Origin of the sequence: Aquirufa sp. (assembly GCF_044342065.1) — a bacterium.
In the GTDB taxonomy this organism is placed as follows: domain Bacteria; phylum Bacteroidota; class Bacteroidia; order Cytophagales; family Spirosomataceae; genus Aquirufa.
In genome coordinates, this window is the sequence record NZ_JBIIQN010000024.1 from 1 (window position 1) to 23,469 (window position 23,469).

Annotated in this window: 19 protein-coding genes and 1 riboswitch; of the genes, 10 read left to right on the forward strand and 9 right to left on the reverse strand. The window is 40.5% G+C overall.

Annotated features, from left to right (window positions below):
* Together ACIQZ2_RS08850 and ACIQZ2_RS08855 are read left to right on the forward strand one after the other, a co-directional pair.
* Positions 1 to 1,598: glycosyl hydrolase (locus ACIQZ2_RS08850; protein WP_395768492.1), on the forward strand; the 1,598-nt coding region annotated here is incomplete at its 5' end.
* Positions 1,595 to 2,254, forward strand: coding sequence for a DNA alkylation repair protein (locus ACIQZ2_RS08855; protein WP_395768493.1), 660 nt, complete (start codon positions 1,595 to 1,597; stop codon positions 2,252 to 2,254). The genes ACIQZ2_RS08850 and ACIQZ2_RS08855, both read left to right, overlap by 4 nt.
* Positions 2,255 to 2,329: 75 nt before the next feature.
* Here the strand turns inward: ACIQZ2_RS08855 and ACIQZ2_RS08860 are convergent, their stop codons facing one another.
* Positions 2,330 to 4,141: a glycosyltransferase gene (locus ACIQZ2_RS08860; protein ID WP_395768494.1), complete on the reverse strand. Its 1,812-nt coding sequence runs from the start codon at positions 4,139 to 4,141 to the stop codon at positions 2,330 to 2,332.
* A 3-nt stretch (positions 4,142 to 4,144) separates the two neighbouring features.
* Complete coding sequence (locus ACIQZ2_RS08865) at positions 4,145 to 5,074, reverse strand: N(4)-(beta-N-acetylglucosaminyl)-L-asparaginase (RefSeq protein ID WP_395768495.1); 930 nt, start codon at positions 5,072 to 5,074, stop codon at positions 4,145 to 4,147.
* A 114-nt stretch (positions 5,075 to 5,188) separates the two neighbouring features.
* Between ACIQZ2_RS08865 and ACIQZ2_RS08870 the strand changes: the two genes are divergently transcribed.
* The 4 genes from ACIQZ2_RS08870 to smpB all read left to right on the forward strand — a co-directional run bounded on the left by ACIQZ2_RS08870 (position 5,189) and on the right by smpB (position 9,143).
* A complete protein-coding gene (locus ACIQZ2_RS08870; RefSeq protein WP_395768496.1) occupies positions 5,189 to 7,615 on the forward strand; it encodes a penicillin acylase family protein in 2,427 nt (808 codons plus the stop codon).
* A gap of 5 nt (positions 7,616 to 7,620) precedes the next feature.
* A complete protein-coding gene (locus tag ACIQZ2_RS08875; protein ID WP_395768497.1) occupies positions 7,621 to 7,959 on the forward strand; it encodes a hypothetical protein in 339 nt (112 codons plus the stop codon).
* A 78-nt stretch (positions 7,960 to 8,037) separates the two neighbouring features.
* On the forward strand, positions 8,038 to 8,625 hold the full coding sequence (locus ACIQZ2_RS08880; protein ID WP_395768498.1) for an OmpH family outer membrane protein: 588 nt from the start codon (positions 8,038 to 8,040) through the stop codon (positions 8,623 to 8,625).
* A 56-nt stretch (positions 8,626 to 8,681) separates the two neighbouring features.
* Positions 8,682 to 9,143: an SsrA-binding protein SmpB gene (gene smpB, locus ACIQZ2_RS08885; protein WP_395768499.1), complete on the forward strand. Its 462-nt coding sequence runs from the start codon at positions 8,682 to 8,684 to the stop codon at positions 9,141 to 9,143.
* Here smpB and ACIQZ2_RS08890 read toward each other — a convergent pair.
* The 3 genes from ACIQZ2_RS08890 to ACIQZ2_RS08900 are packed head-to-tail and all read right to left on the reverse strand — an operon-like array spanning position 9,133 to position 10,976.
* Positions 9,133 to 9,675, reverse strand: coding sequence for a CopD family protein (locus tag ACIQZ2_RS08890; protein WP_395768500.1), 543 nt, complete (start codon positions 9,673 to 9,675; stop codon positions 9,133 to 9,135). The two genes, smpB and ACIQZ2_RS08890, sit on opposite strands and share 11 nt — an antisense overlap.
* Positions 9,675 to 10,409 carry a polyprenol monophosphomannose synthase gene (locus ACIQZ2_RS08895; protein ID WP_395768501.1) on the reverse strand — a complete coding sequence of 245 codons (735 nt, stop codon included), beginning with the start codon at positions 10,407 to 10,409 and terminating at the stop codon, positions 9,675 to 9,677. The genes ACIQZ2_RS08890 and ACIQZ2_RS08895 overlap by 1 nt, the downstream gene beginning before the upstream one ends.
* A 3-nt stretch (positions 10,410 to 10,412) precedes the next feature.
* Positions 10,413 to 10,976 carry a DNA-3-methyladenine glycosylase I gene (locus ACIQZ2_RS08900; RefSeq protein ID WP_395768502.1) on the reverse strand — a complete coding sequence of 188 codons (564 nt, stop codon included), beginning with the start codon at positions 10,974 to 10,976 and terminating at the stop codon, positions 10,413 to 10,415.
* 170 nt (positions 10,977 to 11,146) lie between these two features.
* Positions 11,147 to 11,341: riboswitch (cobalamin riboswitch) on the forward strand.
* 72 nt (positions 11,342 to 11,413) lie between these two features.
* On the opposite strand from ACIQZ2_RS08900, the gene ACIQZ2_RS08905 reads away from it, so the two are divergent.
* Positions 11,414 to 13,351 carry a TonB-dependent receptor plug domain-containing protein gene (locus ACIQZ2_RS08905; RefSeq protein ID WP_395768503.1) on the forward strand — a complete coding sequence of 646 codons (1,938 nt, stop codon included), beginning with the start codon at positions 11,414 to 11,416 and terminating at the stop codon, positions 13,349 to 13,351.
* Here the strand turns inward: ACIQZ2_RS08905 and ACIQZ2_RS08910 are convergent.
* Positions 13,348 to 13,881: a DUF4833 domain-containing protein gene (locus tag ACIQZ2_RS08910; protein ID WP_395768504.1), complete on the reverse strand. Its 534-nt coding sequence runs from the start codon at positions 13,879 to 13,881 to the stop codon at positions 13,348 to 13,350. The genes ACIQZ2_RS08905 and ACIQZ2_RS08910 overlap by 4 nt on opposite strands.
* A gap of 229 nt (positions 13,882 to 14,110) precedes the next feature.
* Between ACIQZ2_RS08910 and rimP the strand changes: the two genes are divergently transcribed.
* Genes rimP through infB form a run of 3 tightly spaced genes read left to right on the forward strand, consistent with a single transcriptional unit; the run spans position 14,111 to position 18,639 of the window.
* On the forward strand, positions 14,111 to 14,587 hold the full coding sequence (gene rimP, locus ACIQZ2_RS08915) for a ribosome maturation factor RimP (protein ID WP_395768505.1): 477 nt from the start codon (positions 14,111 to 14,113) through the stop codon (positions 14,585 to 14,587).
* A gap of 18 nt (positions 14,588 to 14,605) precedes the next feature.
* Positions 14,606 to 15,853 (forward strand): transcription termination factor NusA, encoded by a 1,248-nt coding sequence (nusA, locus tag ACIQZ2_RS08920; RefSeq protein WP_395768506.1) that lies wholly within the window; start codon positions 14,606 to 14,608, stop codon positions 15,851 to 15,853.
* Between the two features lie 59 nt (positions 15,854 to 15,912).
* Positions 15,913 to 18,639, forward strand: a complete 2,727-nt coding sequence (gene infB, locus ACIQZ2_RS08925) for a translation initiation factor IF-2 (RefSeq protein WP_395768507.1) — start codon at positions 15,913 to 15,915, stop codon at positions 18,637 to 18,639.
* A gap of 49 nt (positions 18,640 to 18,688) precedes the next feature.
* On the opposite strand, the gene ACIQZ2_RS08930 is transcribed toward infB, so the two are convergent.
* From ACIQZ2_RS08930 to ACIQZ2_RS08940, 3 genes are read right to left on the reverse strand one after another with little or no spacing between them, the layout of a single operon-like run.
* The gene (locus tag ACIQZ2_RS08930; protein ID WP_395768508.1) at positions 18,689 to 19,795 is read right to left on the reverse strand and encodes a GNVR domain-containing protein; all 1,107 of its coding nucleotides are present in this window, start codon (positions 19,793 to 19,795) and stop codon (positions 18,689 to 18,691) included.
* A gap of 13 nt (positions 19,796 to 19,808) precedes the next feature.
* Complete coding sequence (locus ACIQZ2_RS08935) at positions 19,809 to 22,301, reverse strand: SLBB domain-containing protein (RefSeq protein ID WP_395768509.1); 2,493 nt, start codon at positions 22,299 to 22,301, stop codon at positions 19,809 to 19,811.
* A 56-nt stretch (positions 22,302 to 22,357) separates the two neighbouring features.
* On the reverse strand, positions 22,358 to 23,413 hold the full coding sequence (locus ACIQZ2_RS08940; RefSeq protein ID WP_395768510.1) for a type IX secretion system membrane protein PorP/SprF: 1,056 nt from the start codon (positions 23,411 to 23,413) through the stop codon (positions 22,358 to 22,360).
* Positions 23,414 to 23,469 lie beyond the last annotated feature (56 nt).

The window sequence follows — 23,469 nt, forward strand, 5'->3', positions numbered from 1 at the left end:
CCATTCGTTTTGGCATTCCTGATGTTCGGAATTTAAAATTAGCGTCTTCGGCAGCCAATTTAACAGGTAAGAAATTGGTTTCTTCGGAAACGAATACCTGGTTAGGTAATCACTTTAAGGTCTCCTTAGCGCAGGTGAAACCGGTTGTTGACCAGGTGTTTATCGGAGGCGTAAATCATATTTTTTACCACGGAGCGACCTATTCGCCTCCTGAAGTCGCTTGGCCAGGTTGGTTATTTTATGCCAGTACCAATTTTAATCCACAAAGTCACTTCTGGGAGGCCTTGCCTGAGTTGAACCGCTATGTGGAAAATTGTCAAAAAATGTTACAATCCCAGGCCACGGATTCGGATGTGCTGATGTATTTTCCTATGGAAGATATTTGGCATGAGCGTAATGGAACAGGAAAAATGCATCCGTTGGATTTACATGCCAATAGTCGTGATTGGATGAAAAACACTTCTTTTGGGCATTGGTCTGAATTGATGCAGGAGAAAGGTTACCAAACCGATTACATCTCAGATTTATTATTAAAAACGTTACAAGTAACTCCTCAAAAGACTTGGAAAACAAAATCGGGTGCTGAATATAAAGTCTTGTTGATTCCTGCACCTCATTATGTCTCGTTGGAAACCATGGAACTTTGGGCCAAGTGGGTTAAGCAAGGTATGCCCGTTTATTTTTTGGAGCATTTGCCCTTGCATGTAAATTCCCATGGATTAACAGAGGCAGAAAAGGCCCGCTGGAATTTGGCCAAAGAGGTTTTAACGATGCGCTGGGTTTCTGATCCAATCAATGTTTTGGTGCGACACAAAGTTACCCGTGAGGAAATTGCGGATGAAGGGATTTCGTTTATTAGAAAAAAATCAGCTAGTGGAGCCCACTATTTTATCGCAAATCTTTCAAATCGATTTTCAGAAGGCCTTGTTCGTTTGGCCAAAATTACTGCGGCAGTCGAGCTTGAAAATCCCTTAACGGGGGAAATAAGCCGGCCAAGCTTAGCTAAAAATAAACAGTTTTTTCTTTCGTTAGCGCCAGGACAAAGTTTACTTGTTCGTTCGCTTCCTACGAACAAAAAAATAGTTCCAATGGAGGTTGTAACAAAGGTATATACACCACTTGTGCCCGAGGGGCAGATTCAGATTCATTTCCCCAATAATACACTCCCTTCTCAAAAAATGGATGCATTGCAATGGTGGACTTTGGATTCTGTAACACACGATTATTGGGGCAAGGGGACTTATACATTCGATTTCAACCTATCTGAGGAGCAAATACCACTAGGGAAGGTGTTGCATTTTGATAAAATCCGCGACTGGGCACGGGTGAAAATTAACGGGAAGGATTTGGGCTTGGTTTGGTCGTTGCCGTATGAATTGAAAATTCCAGCCGGTTTACTCGCAAAAAAGAATCATATCGAAATAGAAGTAATGAATGTGTCGGCGAATCGTATTCGCCAGCTGGATCGCGAGAAATTTAATTGGAAGAATTTTTATGAAATCAACTTTGTTGATATTCAATATAAACCTTTTGACGCTTCCAAGTGGATGGTGACCGAAAGCGGTGTTGAGGGTAACCTTTATTTTAGTAATCGATGAATTTTGTTGGGGCCATTAAAGAGGCATTTTACGCGTTAGACAATCCGGAAAATGCCTATTGGATGCGCGGGTATATGCGCGATCAATATCCCTTTATTGGTATTAAAAAACCGGAAAGAACGCTTGTATTTAAATCTTTATACATGCAATTTGGCCGCACAGAGGATTGGTATGAAGTCTGCTCTGAATTATTTTCTTTACCCGAGCGCGAATTTCAATATGCTGCGATGGAATACATGTTGAAGGCTAAAAAATCTTGGGATTCCCGGGTTCCCGATTTAATTGACTCTTGGGTGAATGCATCTACTTGGTGGGATGTCGTGGATGTATTGGGTCCTAAAGTGTTAGGTGATTACTTTTTGCTTTTTCCAGACCAACGAGATTGGTGGGTAGCTCGGTGGATGAAGTCCCCTATTTTTTGGCACCAGCGACTTTGTATTTTGTTCCAATTGAGTTATAAATCAAAAACAGATTTGGAACTTTTGCGTGAAGTGATTTTGAATTTAAATAAATCGAATGAGTTTTTTATTCAGAAGGCTATTGGCTGGGTCTTGCGTCAATATGCCCGAACAGATGCGGATTGGGTACGAGATTTTGTTGAAGAAAATCAACTAAAGCCCTTATCGAAAAGGGAGGCATTGAAGCATATTTCCTAAGTACCTTTGGCAAACCTTGGAGGATTGCCAAAGGTAAGGAGTTCAGAGCTCATTCGGTGCGCTTAACCTGATAATCTACTTACGCTTTTTTATCACGGCTAACTCATGCGCCGTGTCGTAGTATCCACGCAAATTTGACCAGTCAAAGGTATCAGCGATACTTTCTACACGGTTTCGTTGTGTGATACGATCTCGTTGAGATTGTTGGGTAAACTTGAAAAGCATATTAGCCAATTGCTCAGCTGACTCCTGATAGGATTGCGCTTTACGATTTACTACGCTCACGCCCCATTGTTCATAGTCTCGCATAATTTGCATCATATAGTCTCCAAAACCGGAGAGGTCAGAGGTCACTGTAGGTACCCCGCGTGCCATACATTCAAGAGGTGTATAGCCCCAAGGCTCGTAATATGAAGGGAATACACCTAAATGACACCCCCGGACGAATTGGCCATAATCCAAACCAAACAAGGGATTTGTTGACACGATAAAATCTGGGTGATATACGACTTTCACCTTATCATTTGGGTTATTCAGTAATTGAGTACGATGAAGATTTCGAATAATATCATCCTCTTGTTTTAACAAATGGGTAACCACTTTAGGCCTCGAATTTGTTTTCCAGGTTTGAACTGTCCGGCGAAGGCGTAAGCGCCAATATTCATCCACAAAACGATTTAAATCAGGCATTTGTAAATCATTGGATGATGCTGCGGCTTCAAAAAGCTTTTCGCCAACTTCCTTCTGAATGGCTTGGCAATTTTCTCGGATTTCATCCAATACCGCTCGCGAGTGCAATACCTCTGGATCGATGGAGTGGTAGGGCTGTTTCGTAATGAAAAACATAATCACCGTTTTTTTTGAACCCGATTCCTTCATTTTTCTGTTCAGAATCTCCAAAGCGTCGAGCGTTATGTCATAGCCTTTATTGGAATATTCAAAGCGACCTGAAGTAAATAGGTAGAGGGTTTGATCTAAATCAAATGCGGTGTTTTGAAAGAAATGTCCCATGACAAAATCGGATATTCGTTTTTTGTATAACGAATGTAGATTTTGGTGTTCGTGCATCGCAGCAAAACGTTGAATATTCAATCCATTCGGTAGAATTAATTCAGGTATACGGCCTAAAAATGCCACACATTCTTTGGCAGTAATGTCGGAAACAGTGGTTAATACATCTGCTTTTTGTGCAGCTGCTCGTTCAAAAGAAGCTTGCGCTTCAATGCCATAATGTAGGGCTTCTTTATGCCAATTGAAGGTGTCCAATACGTCATAAAAATTGGGAACATTTCCGGCCAAATACCGGCCTAACATCGTTGCGTGGGTCGTGAAAACCGTTGAAATTTTAACTTTGTCTTTTTTCAAATCAGGTAGACAGGTGGATGCCATCCATTCGTGAAAATGTACGACAATGTCTTTTTTTGATTTGTTCTCAGTTGCAAATTGCGTTAAGAAAATTCGAATAAGTTCACCAAGCGCAATGGTTTGATTGACTAGTTCCTCCACCCCCAAGGTTGAGATTTTGTGGTTATCCCAAATCTTTCCTTTGATGGTATCTACCTGATCATAGATAGACCCAAAGTCAAACAATACAATTTTAGGCTTTCCTGTAATTAACCAATTTCCGTAATGTACTTGAAAGCCCATTGTTCGCATGGCTAGTATCGCACGCTCCACGGGTGTCTCTTCAGAAACAGGTAATGCCTCAAATTCTGCCGCGGCTGTTTGGGGAAAATATGGACCTAATAAAAGGTAATCATCTCCCCATTTTTCTACCATAGAGGGCACTTTTGTTCGAATTACGGTATAAATACCTCCTACTTGGTTACAAGTCTCCCAGGCAACTTCAACTAAAAACTTCTTCTTAACGGCTACTTTCTTCTCCATAAGCTACATGTATGCGGCACTTTCAATCACTTGAGTTTTACCGTTTTTGGTAATTGTATAACTAAATCCTTTTTGAATGGCGAAAGCACCGACATCCCCTTTTTTATTGATTGCCAAATATCCCACTTGAAATTCTTGGTATTTATAGCGCTTTACTATTCGCATGATGGCTGCTTCACATGCCTGCTGTGGTGACATGCCCTGGCGCATGAATTCAACAATTAAAAAGGATCCTAAGGTTTTCATGACAAATTCACCTAATCCGGTAGCGCATGCACCGCCAACTTCATCATCGCAAAAAACAGCGCCGCCAATGATAGGGGAATCTCCTACACGGCCGTGCATTTTAAACGCCATACCGCTGGTAGAGCAGGCCCCTGCAATTTCTCCAGCTTTGCCTAAGGCAAGAAGTCCAATCGTATCATGCCTTTCAATATTTACTTTTGGTTCGTATTTGGCAACTTTCTTCCATTCTTCCCAGGCCTTTCTCGATTTTTCGGTTAATAAATTTTCTTTTTTAAATCCTTGTGAAAGGGCAAATTGTAAGGCTCCTTCACCCGAAAGCATCACATGAGGCGTTTTTTCCATAACCGCACGCGCCACCGAAATCGGATGCATAATCCCCTCTAAAAAAGTCACAGACCCTGCATTCCCTAAGTGATCCATGATGCAAGCATCCAAGGTTACATGTCCATCGCGATCTGGGTATCCACCGTAGCCAACCGTTGTTTCCTCAGGATTTGCCTCAGGAACCCAAGCTCCGGCTTCTACTCCATCAAGTGCTTTGCCAGTTTGCAAAATCTTCTCGTAGCCTGCTTTTGTTCCTGCTTCATTTTTCCAAGTTGCAATAATCACAGGTTCGGGATTTTGCGTCTTCATGGTACCGGCAACACCGAGTAAACTAGCCGTTTGTAAAAATGATCTTCTTCGCATGAATGTGGAATTAGGGAAATTTATTTGTTGATTGTATAACTAATGCGTAAAATTGCCTTTCTAAAATAGAAAAAAATCTTTGAAAAATTAATATTCTCTCTTCAATATCAACAAATGAAGTTCATTAAATCAATTATTCCCCTGATTTTGGCTGTTGTAGTCACTTTTGCTTTGCATACTACTTGGGGAACGCTTCCGCCATTTGGTAAATTATTAAGTCCATTTCATGGCTTTTGGGTGAATGCTGAGAAAGCAAGTTCCGAAGAAGTTAATGAGGAAATTTTAACTATTCCGGGTCTTCAAAAGCCCGTTAAAGTAATTTACGACGAGATGGCCATCCCGCATATTTTTGCAGAAAATGATCATGATTTGTATTTAGCGCAGGGTTATGTAACGGCAAAAGATCGCTTATGGCAAATGGAGTTTCAGACCCATTTTGCTGGTGGTCGTATTTCGGAAATTGTAGGCGATAAGGGCTTGGCTTCAGACCAATTTCAACGTCGGATGGGATCAGTTTATGGTGCCGAACAATCTTTTGAAGGGATGAAAGAAGATCCTCAGGCGAAGATTGCCTTAGAGGCTTATGCGGATGGGATTAATGCGTACATATCCAGCTTGTCTGAACGCGATTTGCCCTTGGAATATAAATTATTGAATTACAAGCCAGAACCTTGGACGCCAATTAAGAGTGCCTTGTTTTTAAAAAATATGTCATTTGTACTGGCTTCAGGCACGGATGATTTGAAGATGACCAATATTCTGCGCCAGTATGGCCGTGAAGTTGCTGAAGATCTTTTTCCGAATTATCCTTTTGAAGAAAGTCCGATTATTCCAACAGGCTCACCCATTGATTTTAAGCCTGTTCCAATACCGGCAGCTCCAAAAGATTTCATGGGTTTAGGAAGTGCCATGACGACTCCTGAAAAAGATCCGAATATTGGATCGAATAACTGGGCGGTGTCAGGGAATAAAACCGTTTCAGGAATGCCTATCCTTGCGAATGACCCCCATTTGACCTTATCGTTGCCATCAATTTGGTATCAAGTTCAATTAGTAGCTCCAGGGGTGAATGTATATGGCTCTACCATGCCTGGAACACCGAATGTAATCACCGGTTTTAATAAAAATATTGCATGGGGAGTTACGAATGTTGGTTCGGACGTATTGGATTGGTATCAAGTCAAATTTAAGGACGCTTCGAAGCGGGAATATTGGCACGATGGGAAATGGAAAAAAACCAAATTGCGTATTGAAACATTTAAAATCAAAGGCAAAAAAGATTTTGTCGACACGGTCTTCTTCACCCACCATGGCCCTGTCGTGTATTTAAGTCACGAAAAAGCTTTCAAGTCGAATATCCCAGTTGGTCATGCACTGCGCTGGATTGCGCATGAAAAGTCACAGGAGCTTACAACTTTTTATAAACTTAATCGGGCAAAAAATTATGCAGATTACACAGATGCATTACGTTTTTATTCCGCACCAGCTCAAAATTTTGTTTTTGCCAGCAATGAAGGGGATATCGCTTTATGGGTAAATGGTAAGTTTCCACTAAAATCGAAATTACAAGGGAAATATTTGATGGATGGTACGGATGCAGCGGCTGATTGGAAGGGATTTATCCCGCAGGCGCACAATCCCCATGTAAAAAATCCGGTTCGTGGTTTTGTGAGTTCTGCTAATCAGTTTTCAACGGATCCATCATACCCGTATTATTTAGGCTGGCAATATGCGCCATCAGAACGAGGACGTCGTATTAATGAGCGATTGACGGCAATGCAGAAAGTAACTATTGATTCTTTACGTGGCTTACAAAATGATAATTATAATATTCGGGCGCGTAAACTATTGCCGCTTTTGTTAGCTAAAGTAAAAGGGAATGAGAAGGCTTTGGCGGAGTTGAAGAACTGGAATCTTCAAAATGGACCAGAATCTATTGCGGCGACTATATTTGAAACCTGGGTTTTAACCCTGCAATCATTTCTTTGGGATGATGAGTTTGATGCAGATGTAAAGGTACCTATGAACCGCCCAGCAGTTGATCGGACAATCCATTTAATCGAGTATGAAAGCGCAGCACGCTGGTGGGATGATGTAAAAACGAAGGGAAAGAAAGAAACGATGCAAGATATTCTTACAAGTTCATTCAAGGCTAGCTTAGATACTTTGGTAAAACACCATGGCCCCATGGGCCCGGAGTGGGCATGGCATAAACACAAACAAACAGGTGTTCGGCATTTAATTCCAGGTATGGACGCCTTAAGTCGCTTGCATATCCCGGTAGGGGGAGGAGGCACTATGGTGAATGCGACCACGACTAAAACCGGGCCATCTTGGCGTTTCATTGTGGAATTATCCAAAACAGGTAACCCGAAGGCTTTTGGTATTTATCCAGGTGGTCAATCAGGAAATCCAGGAAGTAGTCATTATGATGATTTAATTGATACGTGGGCTAAGGGCGAGTTGAAACCCTTGTTATATTTGGATAACCCTAATCAATCCTCAAATCGCATTCGAAAGAAGTTAACTTTATCTAAATAAAAACCATGCAAAGTATTTCATTACGCATTAGCATATTAATTATCGTAGGGGCATTAGTTGGGCTTTATTTGCCTTGGTATGCCATGGGAATTCAAGCAGGATTAATTGCTTTTTTATTGCGATTCCCTACAAAAACGGCCTTCATAACCGGATTTACCTCAGGCTTTTTTCTTTGGGCCTTGTCGGCATTTTGGATGAATCAAGCTACGCCAAGCGCCCTGCCCGCACGCATGGCAACTTTACTTCCCTTGCAGGGTGAGGTAACTTTATTGTATCTTGTGACGGGAATATTGGGGGGAATTGTTTTGGGCTTTTGGTCTTGGGCAGGGGCAAGATTGCGATAGAATTAGTAAAAATTTAGGACAATCAAAGCATAGATTGTATATTTGCCATTAAATACACTTTTAATTAAAATTAAACTCGTGAAAAATCCAAGTATTATTACGTACGCATGGTTAGCCGTATTAACAGTTGTAGTAGCATATTCATTCCTTAAGCCAGCGACAGGTACTGGTCCAGCTGCAGTAACAGTAGAGGGGAAGCGTATCGTATTTGTTAATTCTGATTCATTATTAACAAATTACCAGTTCTACAAAGACGCTCAAAAAGAATTTGAAAATAAAGGTTATCGTCTGCAAGTTGATTTAGGCAAACGTGAGCAGGCATTGCAAGCGGAGCTTCAAGCTATTCAGCAACGTGCTTCTGCGATGACTCAAGCTCAATTGCAAGCAGCTGATATGACGTTAAAGAAAAAAGGTGCTGAATTGCAGCAATATTCTCAACAAAAGCAAGCTGAATTAGGACAAGAGCAAGCCAAGAAAAACGAAGAACTTTACAACAACATTCGCGAGTATGTGGCAAAAGTTAACAAGGAAAATAAATATGAATTTGTATTGGGCTATTCTAAAGTTGGCGGTGGTATTCTATTCGCCGATCCTTCAGTAGACGTAACTAAAAAGTTGGTTGACGGATTGAATAAAGAATACGCTGCGAAGAAAACAGTGAAATAGTTATATATTAACTGAAGGAGCCACGCAGTTTTGCTGTGTGGCTTTTTTATTTGGCTATGGCAAAGGATAAAATCCAAAAGCAAGTGGAAATTAAGAACCGTAGGGCTTCCTTTGAATATTCGTTCTTGGATACCTTTACGGCAGGGCTTGTTTTGACTGGCACGGAAATTAAATCCATTCGTCAAGGGAAAGCTAATTTAACCGATGCGTATTGTATTTTTTTTCAGGACGAGCTTTTTGTTCGTAACATGCATATCTCGATGTATGATGAGGGGACCCATTTCAATCACGATCCTCTGCGCGATCGTAAATTATTACTTTCCAAAAGAGAGCTTGGTAAGTTAATGAAGGAATTGAAAAACGTGGGTTTGACCATTATTCCTACGCGCTTATTTATTTCCGATAAGGGCTATGCTAAATTGAACATCGCCCTAGCTAAAGGAAAGAAAACCTTTGATAAACGGGACGATATTAAAGAAAAAGATATTAAGCGCGATATGGACCGTGCTATGCGTTAGATCGGATTTTTTTTACAATCTGTACGGCTGCCATTATCACGATGGCAAAGATTACAAATCCCCCCATACCCATAAGCATATCAAACGTATTTTTTGCTATGACGAGGAACACAACCGCTACCAATAAAATGGTTGCTATTTCGTTAAACAAACGTAATTGCCCGCTAGACAAGATGAATTCGGAGGCTTTGAATTTTCGAATGAGATGAAGGCATACAAAATGGTAAATAGTGATTCCTACTACAAAAGCCAACTTCAGGTGTAACCAAGTGTGGCTTTGAAAATTATCCCACCACATTAAATAGATTAGTGAAAGTCCAGTTAACCATGTGAGCCACATGGCAGGGATCATAATGGCATTGAAAAGCAATTTTTCCATTTTCTCAAATTGCTTTGATAAAATTTCACGGGTTTGAGAATCTTTATCTTGAGCCTCTACGTGATATACTAATAGGCGTGGTAAATAGAATAATCCTGCGAACCAACTCACAACAAAAATAATGTGCAATGATTTAAGGAAGTTATAATCCATTAGGCGGCCTGATAGCGTTTAAAAAGGCTGTTGATTTTTAACTGAATAACGCCGAAAATCGCCTCTTTGAAGATATTGGCAGACATTTTACTTTCCCCTTTGGTACGGTCAGTAAAAATGATTGGGACCTCGGTCATTTTAAATCCGTATTTCCAAGTTGTAAATTTCATCTCCACCTGGAAAGCATAGCCTATAAATTTAATTTGGTCCAAAGGGATGGTTTCTAAAACTTTACGGCGATAGCAAACAAAGCCGGCAGTGGCATCTTGCATAGGCATGCCTGTAATTAATCGGACATATATTCCAGCAAAATAAGACATTAATACACGACCTATTGGCCAGTTGACCACATTCACTCCATTGATGTACCGGGAGCCAATGGACATGGATGCTCCTTGATTTGCGCAAGCTTCATACAAACGAATCAAATCTTCTGGATTGTGTGAAAAGTCAGCATCCATTTCGAAAATATACTCGTATGATTTTTCTAGTGCATAGTTGAATCCCGCGATATATGCGGTGCCTAAACCTAACTTTCCTTCACGTTCAAGTAGATGAATTCGATTTGGGTGTTCGATTTGAAGCTTTTTTACGCAGGCCGCCGTACCATCCGGGGAACCATCATCTACGATTAACAGATCGAAAACAGGGTTCAAGCTCAAAACCTTTTCGATGATGGCTTGAATGTTTTCTATCTCATTATAAGTCGGAATGATAACGATCCGCGTATTCATAGGTTATTTTGTATAACAGCAGCAGCTTTTTAAATGGTCATTTACGAGTCCTGCAGCTTGCATAAAAGAATAACAGATGGTAGGACCCACAAATTTGAAACCTAATTTCTTGAGATCTTTACTCATACGAACCGACAAGTCCGTTTGAGCTGGTAATTGCTTGTGCTCAGTAAATGTATTAATTATCGGGTTATGTGCTACATATTCCCATATAAAACGATCAAAGCTAGCAAATTTTTCCTGAATTTGAATAAATGCACGTGCATTCGTCCGTACAGCTGCTATTTTTAATCGATTTCGTATGATTCCCGGGTTATTCAAGCATTGGGCCAACTGTTCATCAGACCATTGACTTAATTCAACGTAATTAAATTGAGCAAAGGCATTTCTGAAGTTTTCGCGTTTGCGCAAAATGGTGATCCACGATAAGCCCGACTGAAACCCTTCTAAAATCAGGAGCTCAAATAGCTTCTTGTCGTTATGTTCTGGTATACCCCATTCATTATCATGGTAAGCAATGTAGAGCGGATCATTTCCCGGCCAAGGGCAGCGCGTACTTGTATGCATGATTATTCAGGTTTTGATAAATCCCGAAGGTAAATTCCAGGGTATTAATTAAATGTGAATAGCCAAGTATAAATCCCCCATGTAAACTTGAGGCAGGTCAGTCCACATGTAAAAATTGCCAATTTTTTATTCATTCCCATAAGACCATGCTTTAAAATCAAATAATCGTTAAGTTTGCAACAGTTTAGGGTGTTACATGCATTTCTGTGTGTGTTACTTAATAGGGAATTTAGTTAAATGCTAAAACTGTCCCCGCAACTGTAAGATTCTACAATGCTTTTCATAACATGTCACTGGCTACGGCTGGGAAGGCAGAAAGGAAATGGAATCGAGTCAGGAGACCTGCCTTAAATCATTCTTGACCATGTAGTACGGTGGATGCGCCATGGTCGAGCGTTCGATTACCTCTTTATTTGATCGCCCCACAAGGCAAAAATATGTTGAACATTCGATTGACGCTACTGATGGCGTTATTAGGGACTTGTATATTTAATTCTTATGCAAGCAGGACCGTTTACCTTGATTCACTTTTGGCCACTGTTGAGGTGAAGGCCTCGAAGTATCCCACAAAATTAGCTCAGACAGGGAAGGTAGTTACCGTAATTTCACAGGAACAGATTCAACGAAGTTTGGGTAGGAGTTTGGGAGAATTACTTCAAGAAAGCGTTGGGATCTCCATTGTTGGCGCGCGAAGTGCCCCAGGTGCAAATCAGGAAGTTTATGTTCGTGGCGCCAATACAGGCAATGTTCTTTTGTTAATTGATGGCTTCCCTGCCAATGACCCTTCTCATATTTCATCCGTTTTGGATTGGAATTTGATTGATTTGGGAAGCTTGGAGCGTATTGAGATTATGAAGGGAGGGCAGTCTACCCTCTATGGTTCGGATGCTATGGCAGGTGTTATAAATCTGGTAACTCGTAAGTCGGGCTCTTCCGTTCATTTACAAGTAGGCGGATTAGGCACGCATGCTGAATCCTTTCAGATTCAGAAAAATAGCCAATCGTTTAGGGTAGGGCTTGCTGTGAAAAATTTTCAAACCAAAGGCTTTTCAGCTGCAGCTGATCAGAAAGAGAAAGACGGCATGGGCCAACAAAACATTCGGGTTAATTTAGGCGGGGCAATAGGGAAAAGCGCAGATTGGGATTTATTTTACCAAAGCGAATTTTACCAAGCTAATTTAGATGGCGGACCGTTCATGGATGATCGAGACTTTACGGCCAAAGCTTCAAATCATGCATTCCGGGGACAATATCATCGCCAATTATTGAAAGGTGATTTATATGTTCGCCTTTTCCATGAAATTACGCATCGATTTTTTCGAAATGATTCAACCGACGTGCCCATGAATGCTTGGTCATCTTTCAGCGAATCAGCCTATATCGGTTTGAATCAAGGCATTGAAACCTATGTAAAATACAATTTGCCTTACCAAATCCAAAGCATCGCTGGAGTGGAATTACGAAATCAATCGACAGAACAAACTGATTTTTCAATTAGCTCATATGGTCGGTATGATTCACCTGCATTAATTGCCAAATTAGCCAATATTCAGTTATTGGGTACTTATTTTACCCTTGAAAAACATCAAACAGATTTATGGGGGATGGAAATTGGTGGCCGATTTAACCAGCACTCTTTATATGGAAATAACCTAACCTACCACGTGAATCCCTATGTTTATGTTATGCCTCAGGGTAAATTGTTTACGAATTATTACAGTAGCTTCAAGGCACCTTCCTTGTATCAATTGTATTCACCATACGGGAATCAAGCGTTAAATGCTGAAAGAGGGCAGACCTTTGAAATAGGGTATGAGCAACGTATGGGTCAGTTTTATACGCGTTTGGTTGGATTCCAACAAAATGTTCAAGCGGGTATTGTTTTTCAGTCCATGAATGTGGAGCCATATGGCCGGTATGAAAATATTTCCCAGCAAAAAACGAAAGGGCTTGAGCTAGAAACCCGCTACGTTTGGAAGGGTTTTTCTGCCGAGTTGGGATATACTTTTTTGGATGGAAATATGCAGCAGCGTTTGAATGGGAAAGATACAACCTATTCATCTTTGATACGCAGACCTCGTCATCAGGGCTCGCTTCGAGTAAATCAAACGATTTCGAAAAAATGGTCTAGCAGTATTTACATACAATATGTAGGCACTCGAGCTGATTACTATTATGATGACGCTAGCTTTCAGACCAAAGAGGTTGCTTTGAGCTCTTACCTGTGGACAGAAATTCAAACCAGCTACACGCTGAGTTCAAAATGGCGCGTTCAATTGCTTTGGAAGAACGTCTTAAATCAATTGCCACAAGAACTTTATGGGTATTCGGGTCAACCTACTAACCTACAAATTAGTTTATTTGGGAGATTCTAAGGTATGAATCGCTCGTACACATCCTTTCCTGTTGTTTGGTCTTTGCCAAAGAGTTCAATGTAGTTTACTGTGGTCATCATGGTGGTTTCATTGACACTAACAAAGACGCGTTTAAGGATTTGGAGCCTCCCATTGATAGGAAATAAAGCAATCGGATTACCACGAGAATCGAGTTTTACTACGAATTTTCGTTTGCGATAGGCAAGAAAGTATCCTTGGTAAGCGTTCGCCTCGGATTTAAGGGCATCGGTATATAGGCCGTAGGCTAATGTTCGCTGAATGGTTGTTAGCTCTTCTTTCTGGCCTTTTTCACTATATCGGATCCAATACGTATGAACAGGTGATTGGGGATTTAATGATTTATTTGCCAATACATTCGCATCGTATACAACGGTATTGGCATTTGAACTTTTTTGAATATAAAATAGTCGAATCGGGGAATCGGGCGGGGTAGGTAATCGCTCCACGGGATTTGCATACATATTAAGCAGAATGCCCCAAAATAAAACAATTAAAAGGAAACGATTCATAAATTGGCCAACAGAGAATAAGCTTAATTGATCATTTGAGAATTTAACAAACCAGCAAATAAGCACCCAAAATTAAGAAATAAATTTCAACAATCAGGATGGCCAATAGACTTGTAGTTATGGACTTTCGGCTGTATTGTTGCATTTTGGAAAAATTTACCTACCTTTGCCAAGGAAATTTAAGAAAGAAGAGGGGTTTTTAATCCCTCTTTTTGTTTTCTTGGTATTGATGGAAGATTTAAAAACAAAGATTAACGGTTGGATTCAAGAGTACATCGGTGAAGGTCCCATCTTTTTAGTGGACTTATCGATTAGCAAAGGTCTCAAGCGTTCTTTGGTTACGATTTTGGTTGATACCATGGAAGGGATTACCATAGATGCATGTGCATTGATGAGTAGAAAGTTGGCTCATCACATCGAGGAGAATTTATGGATAGAAGAAGCTTATAATTTAGAAGTTTCATCGCCCGGTTTAGATTTTCCTTTGACGCAGGGTTGGCAGTTTGAAAAGAATGCGGGTCGTACCGTAAAAGTGTGGCTGAAGGAGGGAGATCCAATAATAGGAACCTTACAAGGTCATACGTCAGATTCGATTCAGGTGTTGACAGAGAAGACGGTTAAGCATCGTAAAGTAGTAGCTAAGGAGCCAACGACGTTTGGCTTACAGGTAATAGATAAAATAAGAGTACAAGTATCATTTCAATAAAAAAACGTAAGGATAGCAATGAACAGTGTTGAATTAATTTCGTCATTTTCAGATTTTGCTCGGGAGAAGAACATTGATAAGCCGACAATGATTTCGGTTTTGGAAGAGGTTTTTCGTACGATGATTCGCAAGAAATTCGGTTCCGATGAAAATTTCAATGTCATTATCAACCCCGAAAGTGGTGACTTAGAGATGTGGCGTACACGTGAAATCGTGGACGATAACTCAGAGGATATCTGGGATTTTGATAAGATTCCTTTGGCAGATGCCAAGTTAATTGAGCCCGATTTTGAGATTGGAGAAGAGGTGGCTGAATTAATTAAGTTGGAGGATTTTGGCCGTCGTGTTGTTCAGACTGCACGTCAAACCTTAATTCAGCGGATCAAGGATATTGAGAAAGAAGGTCTTTACGACAAATACAAGGATTTGGTAGGGGAGTTAGTAACTTCAGAAGTTTATCAAATTTTAGGTCGTGAGTTGATTTTATTGGATAACGAAGACAACGAGTTGGTTTTACCTAAAGGTGAAATGATCTCGAAAGATCGTTTCAAAAAGGGCGAAACAATTCGTGCAGTAATTCATAAAGTTGAAATGTCGAATGGTACGCCTCGTATCATTTTATCACGTGTTTCTCCGGTCTTCTTGGAGCGTTTATTCGAGCAAGAGATCCCGGAAATTTACGATGGTACAATATCAATTCGTAAAATTGTTCGTGAACCAGGTGAGCGTGCGAAAGTAGCCGTAGAGTCCTTTGATGATCGCATTGATCCTGTCGGAGCATGTGTGGGAATGAAAGGTTCGCGTATTCATGGCATTGTTCGTGAATTACAGAATGAAAACATTGACGTGATTAATTTCACGGATAATTTAGAATTATTGGTGGCGCGCACCTTGAGCCCAGCGAAGTTGAATTCGATGGCAATAGATAAAGAGCGTCGTCGTATTTCGGTTTATTTGAATTCGGATCAGGTTTCTATGGCGATAGGTCGTGGAGGTCAAAACATTAAATTAGCTGGTAAATTAGTTGGATACGAAATTGATGTGTTCCGTGATGTACCAAAAGATGAGATGGATGATGAGGATGTAGAATTGACAGAATTCTCCAATGAGATTGAAGCTTGGATTTTAGATGAGCTTCATAAAATTGGATTGGATACTGCGAAGCAAGTCTTGGCATTATCGAAAGAAGAGTTAGAGCGTAGAACCGAATTAGAGGAGGAAACCATCGAGGAAATCTTGTCTATTTTACGTTCTGAGTTTGAATAATACACACCTTGTGTTGAGTCAGTATTTTAAATTGAAAGAATAAGTATTTTGTAATTTATATGGCAGAAGAGAAGACAATGCGATTAAGTCTTGTAGCAAAGCAAATAAACATGGGAACGTCTACGATCCTACAGTTTCTTTCTGCTAAAGGACATAAAGTCGATAATAACCCGAACGCAAAGCTTAATTATGAGCAATTGAGTTTGTTGGCAAACGAATATGGTGCAAGCCATTTGTTGTCAACAGATGAAGCTCCTAAGAAGCCTGTTGAGGAGCTTGTCGTGCCAGCTCCCGTGGTTGAGGAGAAGAAACCTGAACCGGTTGCTGTGGTCGAAGTTGCACCAGAGCCAGTAAAGGAAGCAGTTCCCGAGGTGACTACGGCAAAAGATGTTCCTACAGAGCCTGAGGACGAAAAGCAAGTTGGCCTTAAAGTTTTAGGTAAGATTGATTTGGATAAAAAGGGTAACCCTGTAGCTCCAAAGCCAGCACCTAAACCAGAGCCTGTGGTAGAAAAAGCGCCTGAGCCTGTGGTTGAAGCTGCTCCTGTGGAAGAAATTCCTGTTGAGAAAGTGGTGGAAGCGAGTGAAGTGCCCCTTACTCCATCAGCTCTTGTAGAGGAAGACGATTTTCAATTGATTGAAGCTAAAGGGGAGACCCTGAAAGGTTTAACCGTTTTAGGTAAAATTGAATTACCTGTGGATAATGGCCGTGATGGTCACAAGCACAAGCGTAAGCGCATCGTTAAGGAGGAGAAGAAGCCTGTTATTAATGAACAGCGTCCTACTAATCCAAATGCAGCGAACAATAAAAAGGATTTTGGTAAGAAGCCAGCTGCTCCAGGTGCTAAGCCAGGAGGACCTCGTGAGGAACTTTCTGATAAGGATATTCAAGAGCAAATTAAGGCTACCATGGCGCGCTTACAAGGTGCGACAAACAAACAAAGTTTTGGGGCGGATAAGCGTCGTGTAAAACGTCGTGAACGAGCAGATGCGGAAGAAGCACGCCAAATGGCTGAAGATGAGGAGGCAAAAGTATTGAAGGTAACTGAATTCGTTTCAGCGAGTGATTTGGCTTCTTTGATGGATGTTTCTGTGAACGAGGTTATCTCAACTTGTATGAGTTTGGGAATGTTCGTTTCGATCAATCAGCGTTTAGATGCGGAGGCGATTACCATTATTGCGGATGAATTTGCCTATGAGGTACAATTTATTTCAGCTGAGGAGGAAATTGATGCTGTTGAGGAAGATGTCGAGGATGATCCAGCGGATTTAGTTCCTCGTGCACCGATTGTTACCATTATGGGTCACGTTGACCACGGTAAAACATCGTTATTGGATTACATTCGTAAGTCAAAAGTAACCGCAGGTGAAGCCGGAGGTATTACCCAGCACATTGGTGCGTATTCAGTTGAAACTGAATCAGGCAAGAAGGTAACCTTCTTAGATACTCCGGGTCACGAGGCTTTTACAGCGATGCGTGCACGTGGTGCAAAGGTAACGGATATCGTGATTATTGTAATTGCAGCAGATGACTCAGTCATGCCACAAACAAAGGAGGCGATTAACCACGCGATGGTTGCAGGCGCTCCCATTGTTTTTGCCTTTTCGAAAATAGATAAGGATGGAGCTAATACGGATAAAGTTCGTGAAGAATTAGCCACAATGAATATGTTGGTTGAAGATTGGGGTGGTAAATACCAGTGCCAAGAAATCTCATCAAAATCAGGTCTAGGTATTAACGATTTACTTGAAAAAGTTTTGTTAGAAGCAGAAATGCTTGAATTAAAAGCCAATCCAAACAAGAAGGCGATTGGTTCAGTAATAGAGGCGGAATTAGATAAGGGTCGTGGTTATGTAACTACGATGATGGTTCAAGACGGTACTTTACATGTGGGTGACATGATGCTGGCAGGCGACAACTACGGTCGTGTAAAAGCGATGTTTGATCATTATGGAAATAAGATCAAAAAGGCTGGACCTTCTACTCCTGTACAAGTACTTGGTTTAAATGGTGCTCCACAAGCAGGGGACAAGTTGATTTGCTTAGAAAATGAGCGTGAGGCTCGTGAAATTGCCAACAAACGTGAGCAAATTTTACGTGAACAATCGTTGCGTACACGTAAACACATTACGTTGGAGGAAATTGGTCGTCGGAAGGCTATCGGTACTTTCCGCGAATTGAATGTGATTGTGAAGGGTGACGTGGATGGTTCGGTAGAAGCACTTTCGGATTCCTTGTTGAAATTATCTACCGAAGAGGTTCAGGTTCGTATTATCCACAAAGGGGTAGGTCAAGTTTCTGAGTCGGATGTTGCATTGGCTTCAACTTCGGATGCGGTGATTATTGCCTTCCAAGTTCGTCCATCGCAAAATGCGCGTAAGATGGCTGATACAGAGCAAATAGAAATTCGGAATTATTCGATTATCTACCAAGCTATCGATGAAATCAAAGCTGCGATGGAGGGTATGTTGGCTCCTTCATTTGAAGAAGTTGTTACGTCAAATATTGAGGTCCGTGATGTATTTAAGATTTCTAAAATCGGTACAGTTGCTGGATGTTATGTATTAGATGGTACGGTGAAGCGTGCACACAAGATACGTGTTATACGTGATTTCGTGGTTATTCACGATGGCGAAATTTCCGCCTTGAAGCGTTTTAAAGACGATGTGGCTGAAGTGAAGTTCGGATATGAATGTGGTATGTCGATCAAAGGATTCAATGATCTTGAGGTGGGTGATAACCTAGAGTGTTACGAAATGAAAGAAGTGAAACGTACGTTGAAATAATTTATACGTTTATGAAAAGGAAAAGCCGAATCGAGTGATTCGGCTTTTTTTATGCCAGCATTTCATTCAAATTGGCTGTCTTTAAATAAACCCCAATGAATGAAACAAATAAACCGATGAATAAAGCTCCCAAGGTAATTAAACTTCGACTTGGGCTCGAACGTTTCAATGGAATTTGAGCAGGTGCTAAGACTTTGAAAACCGGTGTCTCTTTTTGTAGTTTGATTTTGGCCTCTGTCGTTTGATTTGTCAAATTGGAATACACATTGAAGGCTAAATCAACTTCGTATTGAAGTTTCTTTCCTTGATCTTTAGCGACATTAAGAAATACGTTTCTATTCTGATCTTTATAATTTGAAAGTGTAAATAGGGACTGATCATAGCGTTTACGTGCTTCCGCTTGCCGATCCATCAAAAAGTTTAATTCTTTTCTTGCTTTTTCTGTACGATACTGCACAATGTACCTGCGCAATTGATTCAAAACCAGGTTCGCAATATTTGCGGAAATTACAGGGTCTTGGCAGGTAACAATTATCTTAATCAAACTACTCTTCTTGTCAATTTCTACGACAATCGCCTCTTTTAATTCTTTTAATACCATGGACTCTTGCTTCGAAATATTAATCAACTCTGGGCTTAAAACACCTTGTGGTACGTTGATGTTTTCAAGTTCATTGGCATCCTTATTCTTATCTTTTTTGAAAATACCTATGGGCGCATTTGAATTATCTTGTTTCAAGTAATCTGATAATTTTTGGAATTTTTTCAACTTCAGGTTATATACATTCGATTGACTCAATTCTTTTAGGAATGGAATACTTTGTACAATTTCTGGATACATCGCAGGTTGTAAGGCATCCGATCCGGCTATGGCTCCATTTAAATTAATGCCAGCTAATCCGGCTAGAGATGATAAGCCACCTAATCCCCCACTACTGGAATTACCGCCTAATTTCGAATCAACTTCAGGTAGCAATTTTACTTCGGATTCATATAGACTGTCTAAGGTCAATGAAAATGTAGCTCCTAATCCCGTGAAAAGTAAGGTGACAAACAATACGCTGAGCTTATATTTTAAAAGGGCTCTCCATATTTCGGTAAAATTGATAGCAATTTCATCCGAATGTAAAGGCTGAGGGACATTTGTTTCGTTCATGTAGCTTGGCTGTTTACTTCGGGATGTTGTTAATCAAGGTAATAATGGCAATTGAAACAGAAACTAGGCTGGAGGTAAGACCGATTGCCTCAGCAGCAGACAAACCTTTCTTTCTATTTTCAGGATAGGCCGGAATGACGATTTCTGTTCCGGGTTCAATGCGTGGATTTTTTTTGAAAATCAAAAACTTACGAATTTGATTAGAAACACCATTCGCATAGGTAACATACATTTTTTTGCGGTTAGCATTTATGGTATATCCACCCGCCTCAGCAATGTATTCTTTCAATGAGAAATCTTCTTTGTAGCTAACTGCCAATGGATTTTGTACCGCACCGGTCAATTTAACCGTTTGCAATAAGCGCGGGATGGTTAACTCGTCACCTGCCATCAATTGTAAATTCTCCGATGATGACGGGTTATTGATTACCTCCTTTAGATTTACCCCAACAGTCATTGTCCCGCGAATAAGTTTACCTCCTTCTAGGTACCCTTCAGCTCGCAGCCCCCCTGCTCGAAGAATGATATCTGAAATACGTTGTTGATTGCTTTGAATGGCATAGGTTCCTGGGAAATTGACCATCCCTAAAACTTTAACGGAACGTTGCTCTTCGTAGTTCGGTGATCTACGAATGGAGACAATATCAAAAGGTTGCAATGTCAGTTGGTTTCCATCATTGCTTATTTTCAAAGCTCCGTCAATAGAAAAACTGATAATTTCAATCTTTGCTGACTTTGGATCATCATTTCCATGAGAAATAATCCTGCGAGCTAATTCAAGATTCGCATAACTTGCTGATTCTTTCATTCCTTTGGCTTGTAGAATCAAATCAGCTACTTTCATTCCCTCCTTGTATTCAAACTCACCAGGAGCATTTACTTCACCTACAATATTCACCACACGTTTTTCGCGCAGATTAGCTATAGAATAGACTTGCAGAACATCTTCCCTTTGAAGGGGAACATCAGTCGCCTCTCCACGAAGAATTTTACCTAAATCAAGTGATACTATTTCCGGGTCATAGTTTTCTTTTCTTCGCGTTAAAGTCGCCCGGTTTAGAAAAGCATCTTCTCGTAAACCTTCCGATTTTTTAATCAATTCTTTAACGGTTGTTAAGCCTGCCTCTATCGCGTAATTACCGGGTCTAAAAACGGCTCCTTGTACCTCAACCCGATTTTCATAGCGCTCAATGATTGATCCTATTGTATAGATATCGCCATTATTTGGCAAAAAGGTTTCAACCTCGTCTTGGCTGATATTAAGTAGTTTAATTTCCCTTGATGTATTTCTACGAACATTAATCGTGTAGGTGTAGGCTTTCTCAGTGAAACCACCGGCATAACGCAAAAGGTCTTTAAAACTTTCTGTTTTTGTTAATTCATATATGTAAGGGCGTTTCACTTCACCTACGAGTTCTACCCGATTTTCATAATCACCTACCCGAATGATATCTTGGTCATTCAAATGTATGTTATCCTTTTGGTCAGCGCGTAATAAGAAATCGTATAAATCCAATGTGCGAATAACCTTATTGTCACGAATGATACGAATATTACGGAATGAACCATTTCGATTAGGTCCACCTGCTAAATAAAGGGCATTAAATACTGTGGCCAAGGACGAAACGGTATAAGAACCTGGGAAATTAACTTCGCCCGTTAAGGTTACACGAATACTGCGGACGCCCGTTAACGTTACTTGTGCCATGGAACCACTTCCAGGCTTATTTAAACCCTGATAGAGTTGGCGTAAGCGCGCAACGATACGGTCGCTAGCTGCCTCAATGGTCAGTCCATTGACATAGATGGGACTAATGTTCAATATTTTTACTGTTCCCTCAGGACTTACCGTTACTTTAAAATTATCGAGCACATCGCCAAATATGTGAATATCTAGTTCGTCATCAGGGCCAATTTGATAATTTTTAGGTGTTGCAATGCGCATGTTTGGTTCAAAACTAAGTTTGTCGTTTTGAAAAAGGCTCGCACCAAATATTTTTTTATCTAGTGAAGTAGAAATCCGCTTTTGTAGATTGTTATACTCACTTACTAAACTGTCATTGTAGATATCCAATGGCCTTGCAAGTAATTTTCGTTCATCGATTGTTAAAGGACTTTCTTGTTGTGAAGCCGTATTCACTCGCGTTGGGTTATTGACAACAATCGTTTTATTATTTCGACTTTCTGTGGTGCTATTTACTGCTTGATTATTGGATTTTAAGTTGGCATCCGTAGGAGAAGCGGAAATACTGACCATGCGTTCCCGCATTTTCATTATGTCAGCAGAGGTATATCCTTGCAGTAAGGCCGCCTTTTCGATATCACTTTCTGACATACCGCTGGCTTGCGCTTTATCCATAAAAAGTTTTACTTCTGCATCAGATAAATCATCAACGTTACGTTTGATACCTGTTGAATATTGCGCATAGGTTGCTTGTGATAGAATCAAGAAGGCAATGCAGGCCAAACGCGTGATATATGATCTTAAGTTTAATGTAAACTTCATAGGGTGCTTTCAATATTTCAGTAAAGGTAACTATTTTCTGTTTGTCACGTAAGGCTTTAAAATTTTGGACACGAAAGGTTTCTTTTCCATTTTACAAATGGTTTTTTAAGCGAAAAGTCGAAATCTAATAAATACGCTATAGATAACTCATGCGCCCCACCAGCTGCTGGACCCAATTGAGACAATGTTACATCGTAGGAATAACCAATCGAGAAATTATCCTGTCTATAGCCAATCAATCCCACGATTGATTCGCGGTTTGGATTTCCTAATTTTGATTTTGCTAAGGGAATTCCGCGGTACCAAACACCCAATACCATAGGTGACCAAGTTAAATAGGCTCCCATGTCCAACTGTTTGAAATCTCCTTGCTGTTTGTAGTGAACCACTGGACTCAGACTCTTTTCGCTATTTCGATCTTCGTAGGAATCAGCTTCATAAAAATTTTCTTGTAGGGTGATTTTAGTACCCATTTGAACACTAAACCTAGTCGCTAAAATTTCTTCCGAACTTGCTATAAGTGATTTGTTTGGCTGGTTAATGTGATGCGCAGCCACACCAATCCAGTAATTTTTTGTATTCAATAATCCCCCAACGGACAGGTCAACATACCCCCGTAGGTTGTTAATATTGGACAAAAGTGGATCTGATGTACTTCCAAAACCACCACTGCTAAGTAAATTAGTTATTTGGTCGCCGGCAATTAAACTACTCATATCAAGTCCCCTGTTTACGTAGGCCCCTTCCATACCCATCGAAAAAGTTTGATCCGGACTTAAATCGATATGATAGGCATACTGCAGACCAAGCGTAGTGGTTTTTAGATTGGCAAATTGCTTATCCGTGGTAGCAATAATCCCCAAGCCGCTATTGTATTTTCCCAAACTTAAATCAGCTGTAATTGAGGTGTATTGATAACTTGCCTCCAAATTTGGCCATTGATTACGGTGGTTGAAATTTACCTTTGATGTACTATTAACTCCAGCGAATGCAGGGGAGATTAAAAGGGGTGCCGCATAGAATTGCGATAATTGCGGATCTTGTGCTTGACCCAGGAATGGGATGCAAACACAAATTAGGCGAAACACGAAAATGGCTATGCTTTTTTTCATACCGCTCATTATAGCCCCGCAATTTAGGGTATCGCTTTACAAAAACCAATAAAATG

Excerpts from the sequence above, each read along its gene's own strand:
- ACIQZ2_RS08855 (WP_395768493.1), top strand. The coding sequence starts at position 1,595 with ATGAATTTTGTTGGGGCCATTAAAGAGGCATTTTACGCGTTAGACAAT.
- ACIQZ2_RS08860 (WP_395768494.1), bottom strand. The coding sequence starts at position 4,141 with ATGGAGAAGAAAGTAGCCGTTAAGAAGAAGTTTTTAGTTGAAGTTGCC.
- ACIQZ2_RS08865 (WP_395768495.1), bottom strand. The coding sequence starts at position 5,074 with ATGCGAAGAAGATCATTTTTACAAACGGCTAGTTTACTCGGTGTTGCC.
- ACIQZ2_RS08870 (WP_395768496.1), top strand. The coding sequence starts at position 5,189 with ATGAAGTTCATTAAATCAATTATTCCCCTGATTTTGGCTGTTGTAGTC.
- ACIQZ2_RS08875 (WP_395768497.1), top strand. The coding sequence starts at position 7,621 with ATGCAAAGTATTTCATTACGCATTAGCATATTAATTATCGTAGGGGCA.
- smpB (WP_395768499.1), top strand. The coding sequence starts at position 8,682 with ATGGCAAAGGATAAAATCCAAAAGCAAGTGGAAATTAAGAACCGTAGG.
- ACIQZ2_RS08890 (WP_395768500.1), bottom strand. The coding sequence starts at position 9,675 with ATGGATTATAACTTCCTTAAATCATTGCACATTATTTTTGTTGTGAGT.
- ACIQZ2_RS08895 (WP_395768501.1), bottom strand. The coding sequence starts at position 10,409 with ATGAATACGCGGATCGTTATCATTCCGACTTATAATGAGATAGAAAAC.
- ACIQZ2_RS08900 (WP_395768502.1), bottom strand. The coding sequence starts at position 10,976 with ATGCATACAAGTACGCGCTGCCCTTGGCCGGGAAATGATCCGCTCTAC.
- ACIQZ2_RS08905 (WP_395768503.1), top strand. The coding sequence starts at position 11,414 with ATGTTGAACATTCGATTGACGCTACTGATGGCGTTATTAGGGACTTGT.
- ACIQZ2_RS08910 (WP_395768504.1), bottom strand. The coding sequence starts at position 13,881 with ATGAATCGTTTCCTTTTAATTGTTTTATTTTGGGGCATTCTGCTTAAT.
- rimP (WP_395768505.1), top strand. The coding sequence starts at position 14,111 with ATGGAAGATTTAAAAACAAAGATTAACGGTTGGATTCAAGAGTACATC.
- nusA (WP_395768506.1), top strand. The coding sequence starts at position 14,606 with ATGAACAGTGTTGAATTAATTTCGTCATTTTCAGATTTTGCTCGGGAG.
- infB (WP_395768507.1), top strand. The coding sequence starts at position 15,913 with ATGGCAGAAGAGAAGACAATGCGATTAAGTCTTGTAGCAAAGCAAATA.
- ACIQZ2_RS08930 (WP_395768508.1), bottom strand. The coding sequence starts at position 19,795 with ATGAACGAAACAAATGTCCCTCAGCCTTTACATTCGGATGAAATTGCT.
- ACIQZ2_RS08935 (WP_395768509.1), bottom strand. The coding sequence starts at position 22,301 with ATGAAGTTTACATTAAACTTAAGATCATATATCACGCGTTTGGCCTGC.
- ACIQZ2_RS08940 (WP_395768510.1), bottom strand. The coding sequence starts at position 23,413 with ATGAAAAAAAGCATAGCCATTTTCGTGTTTCGCCTAATTTGTGTTTGC.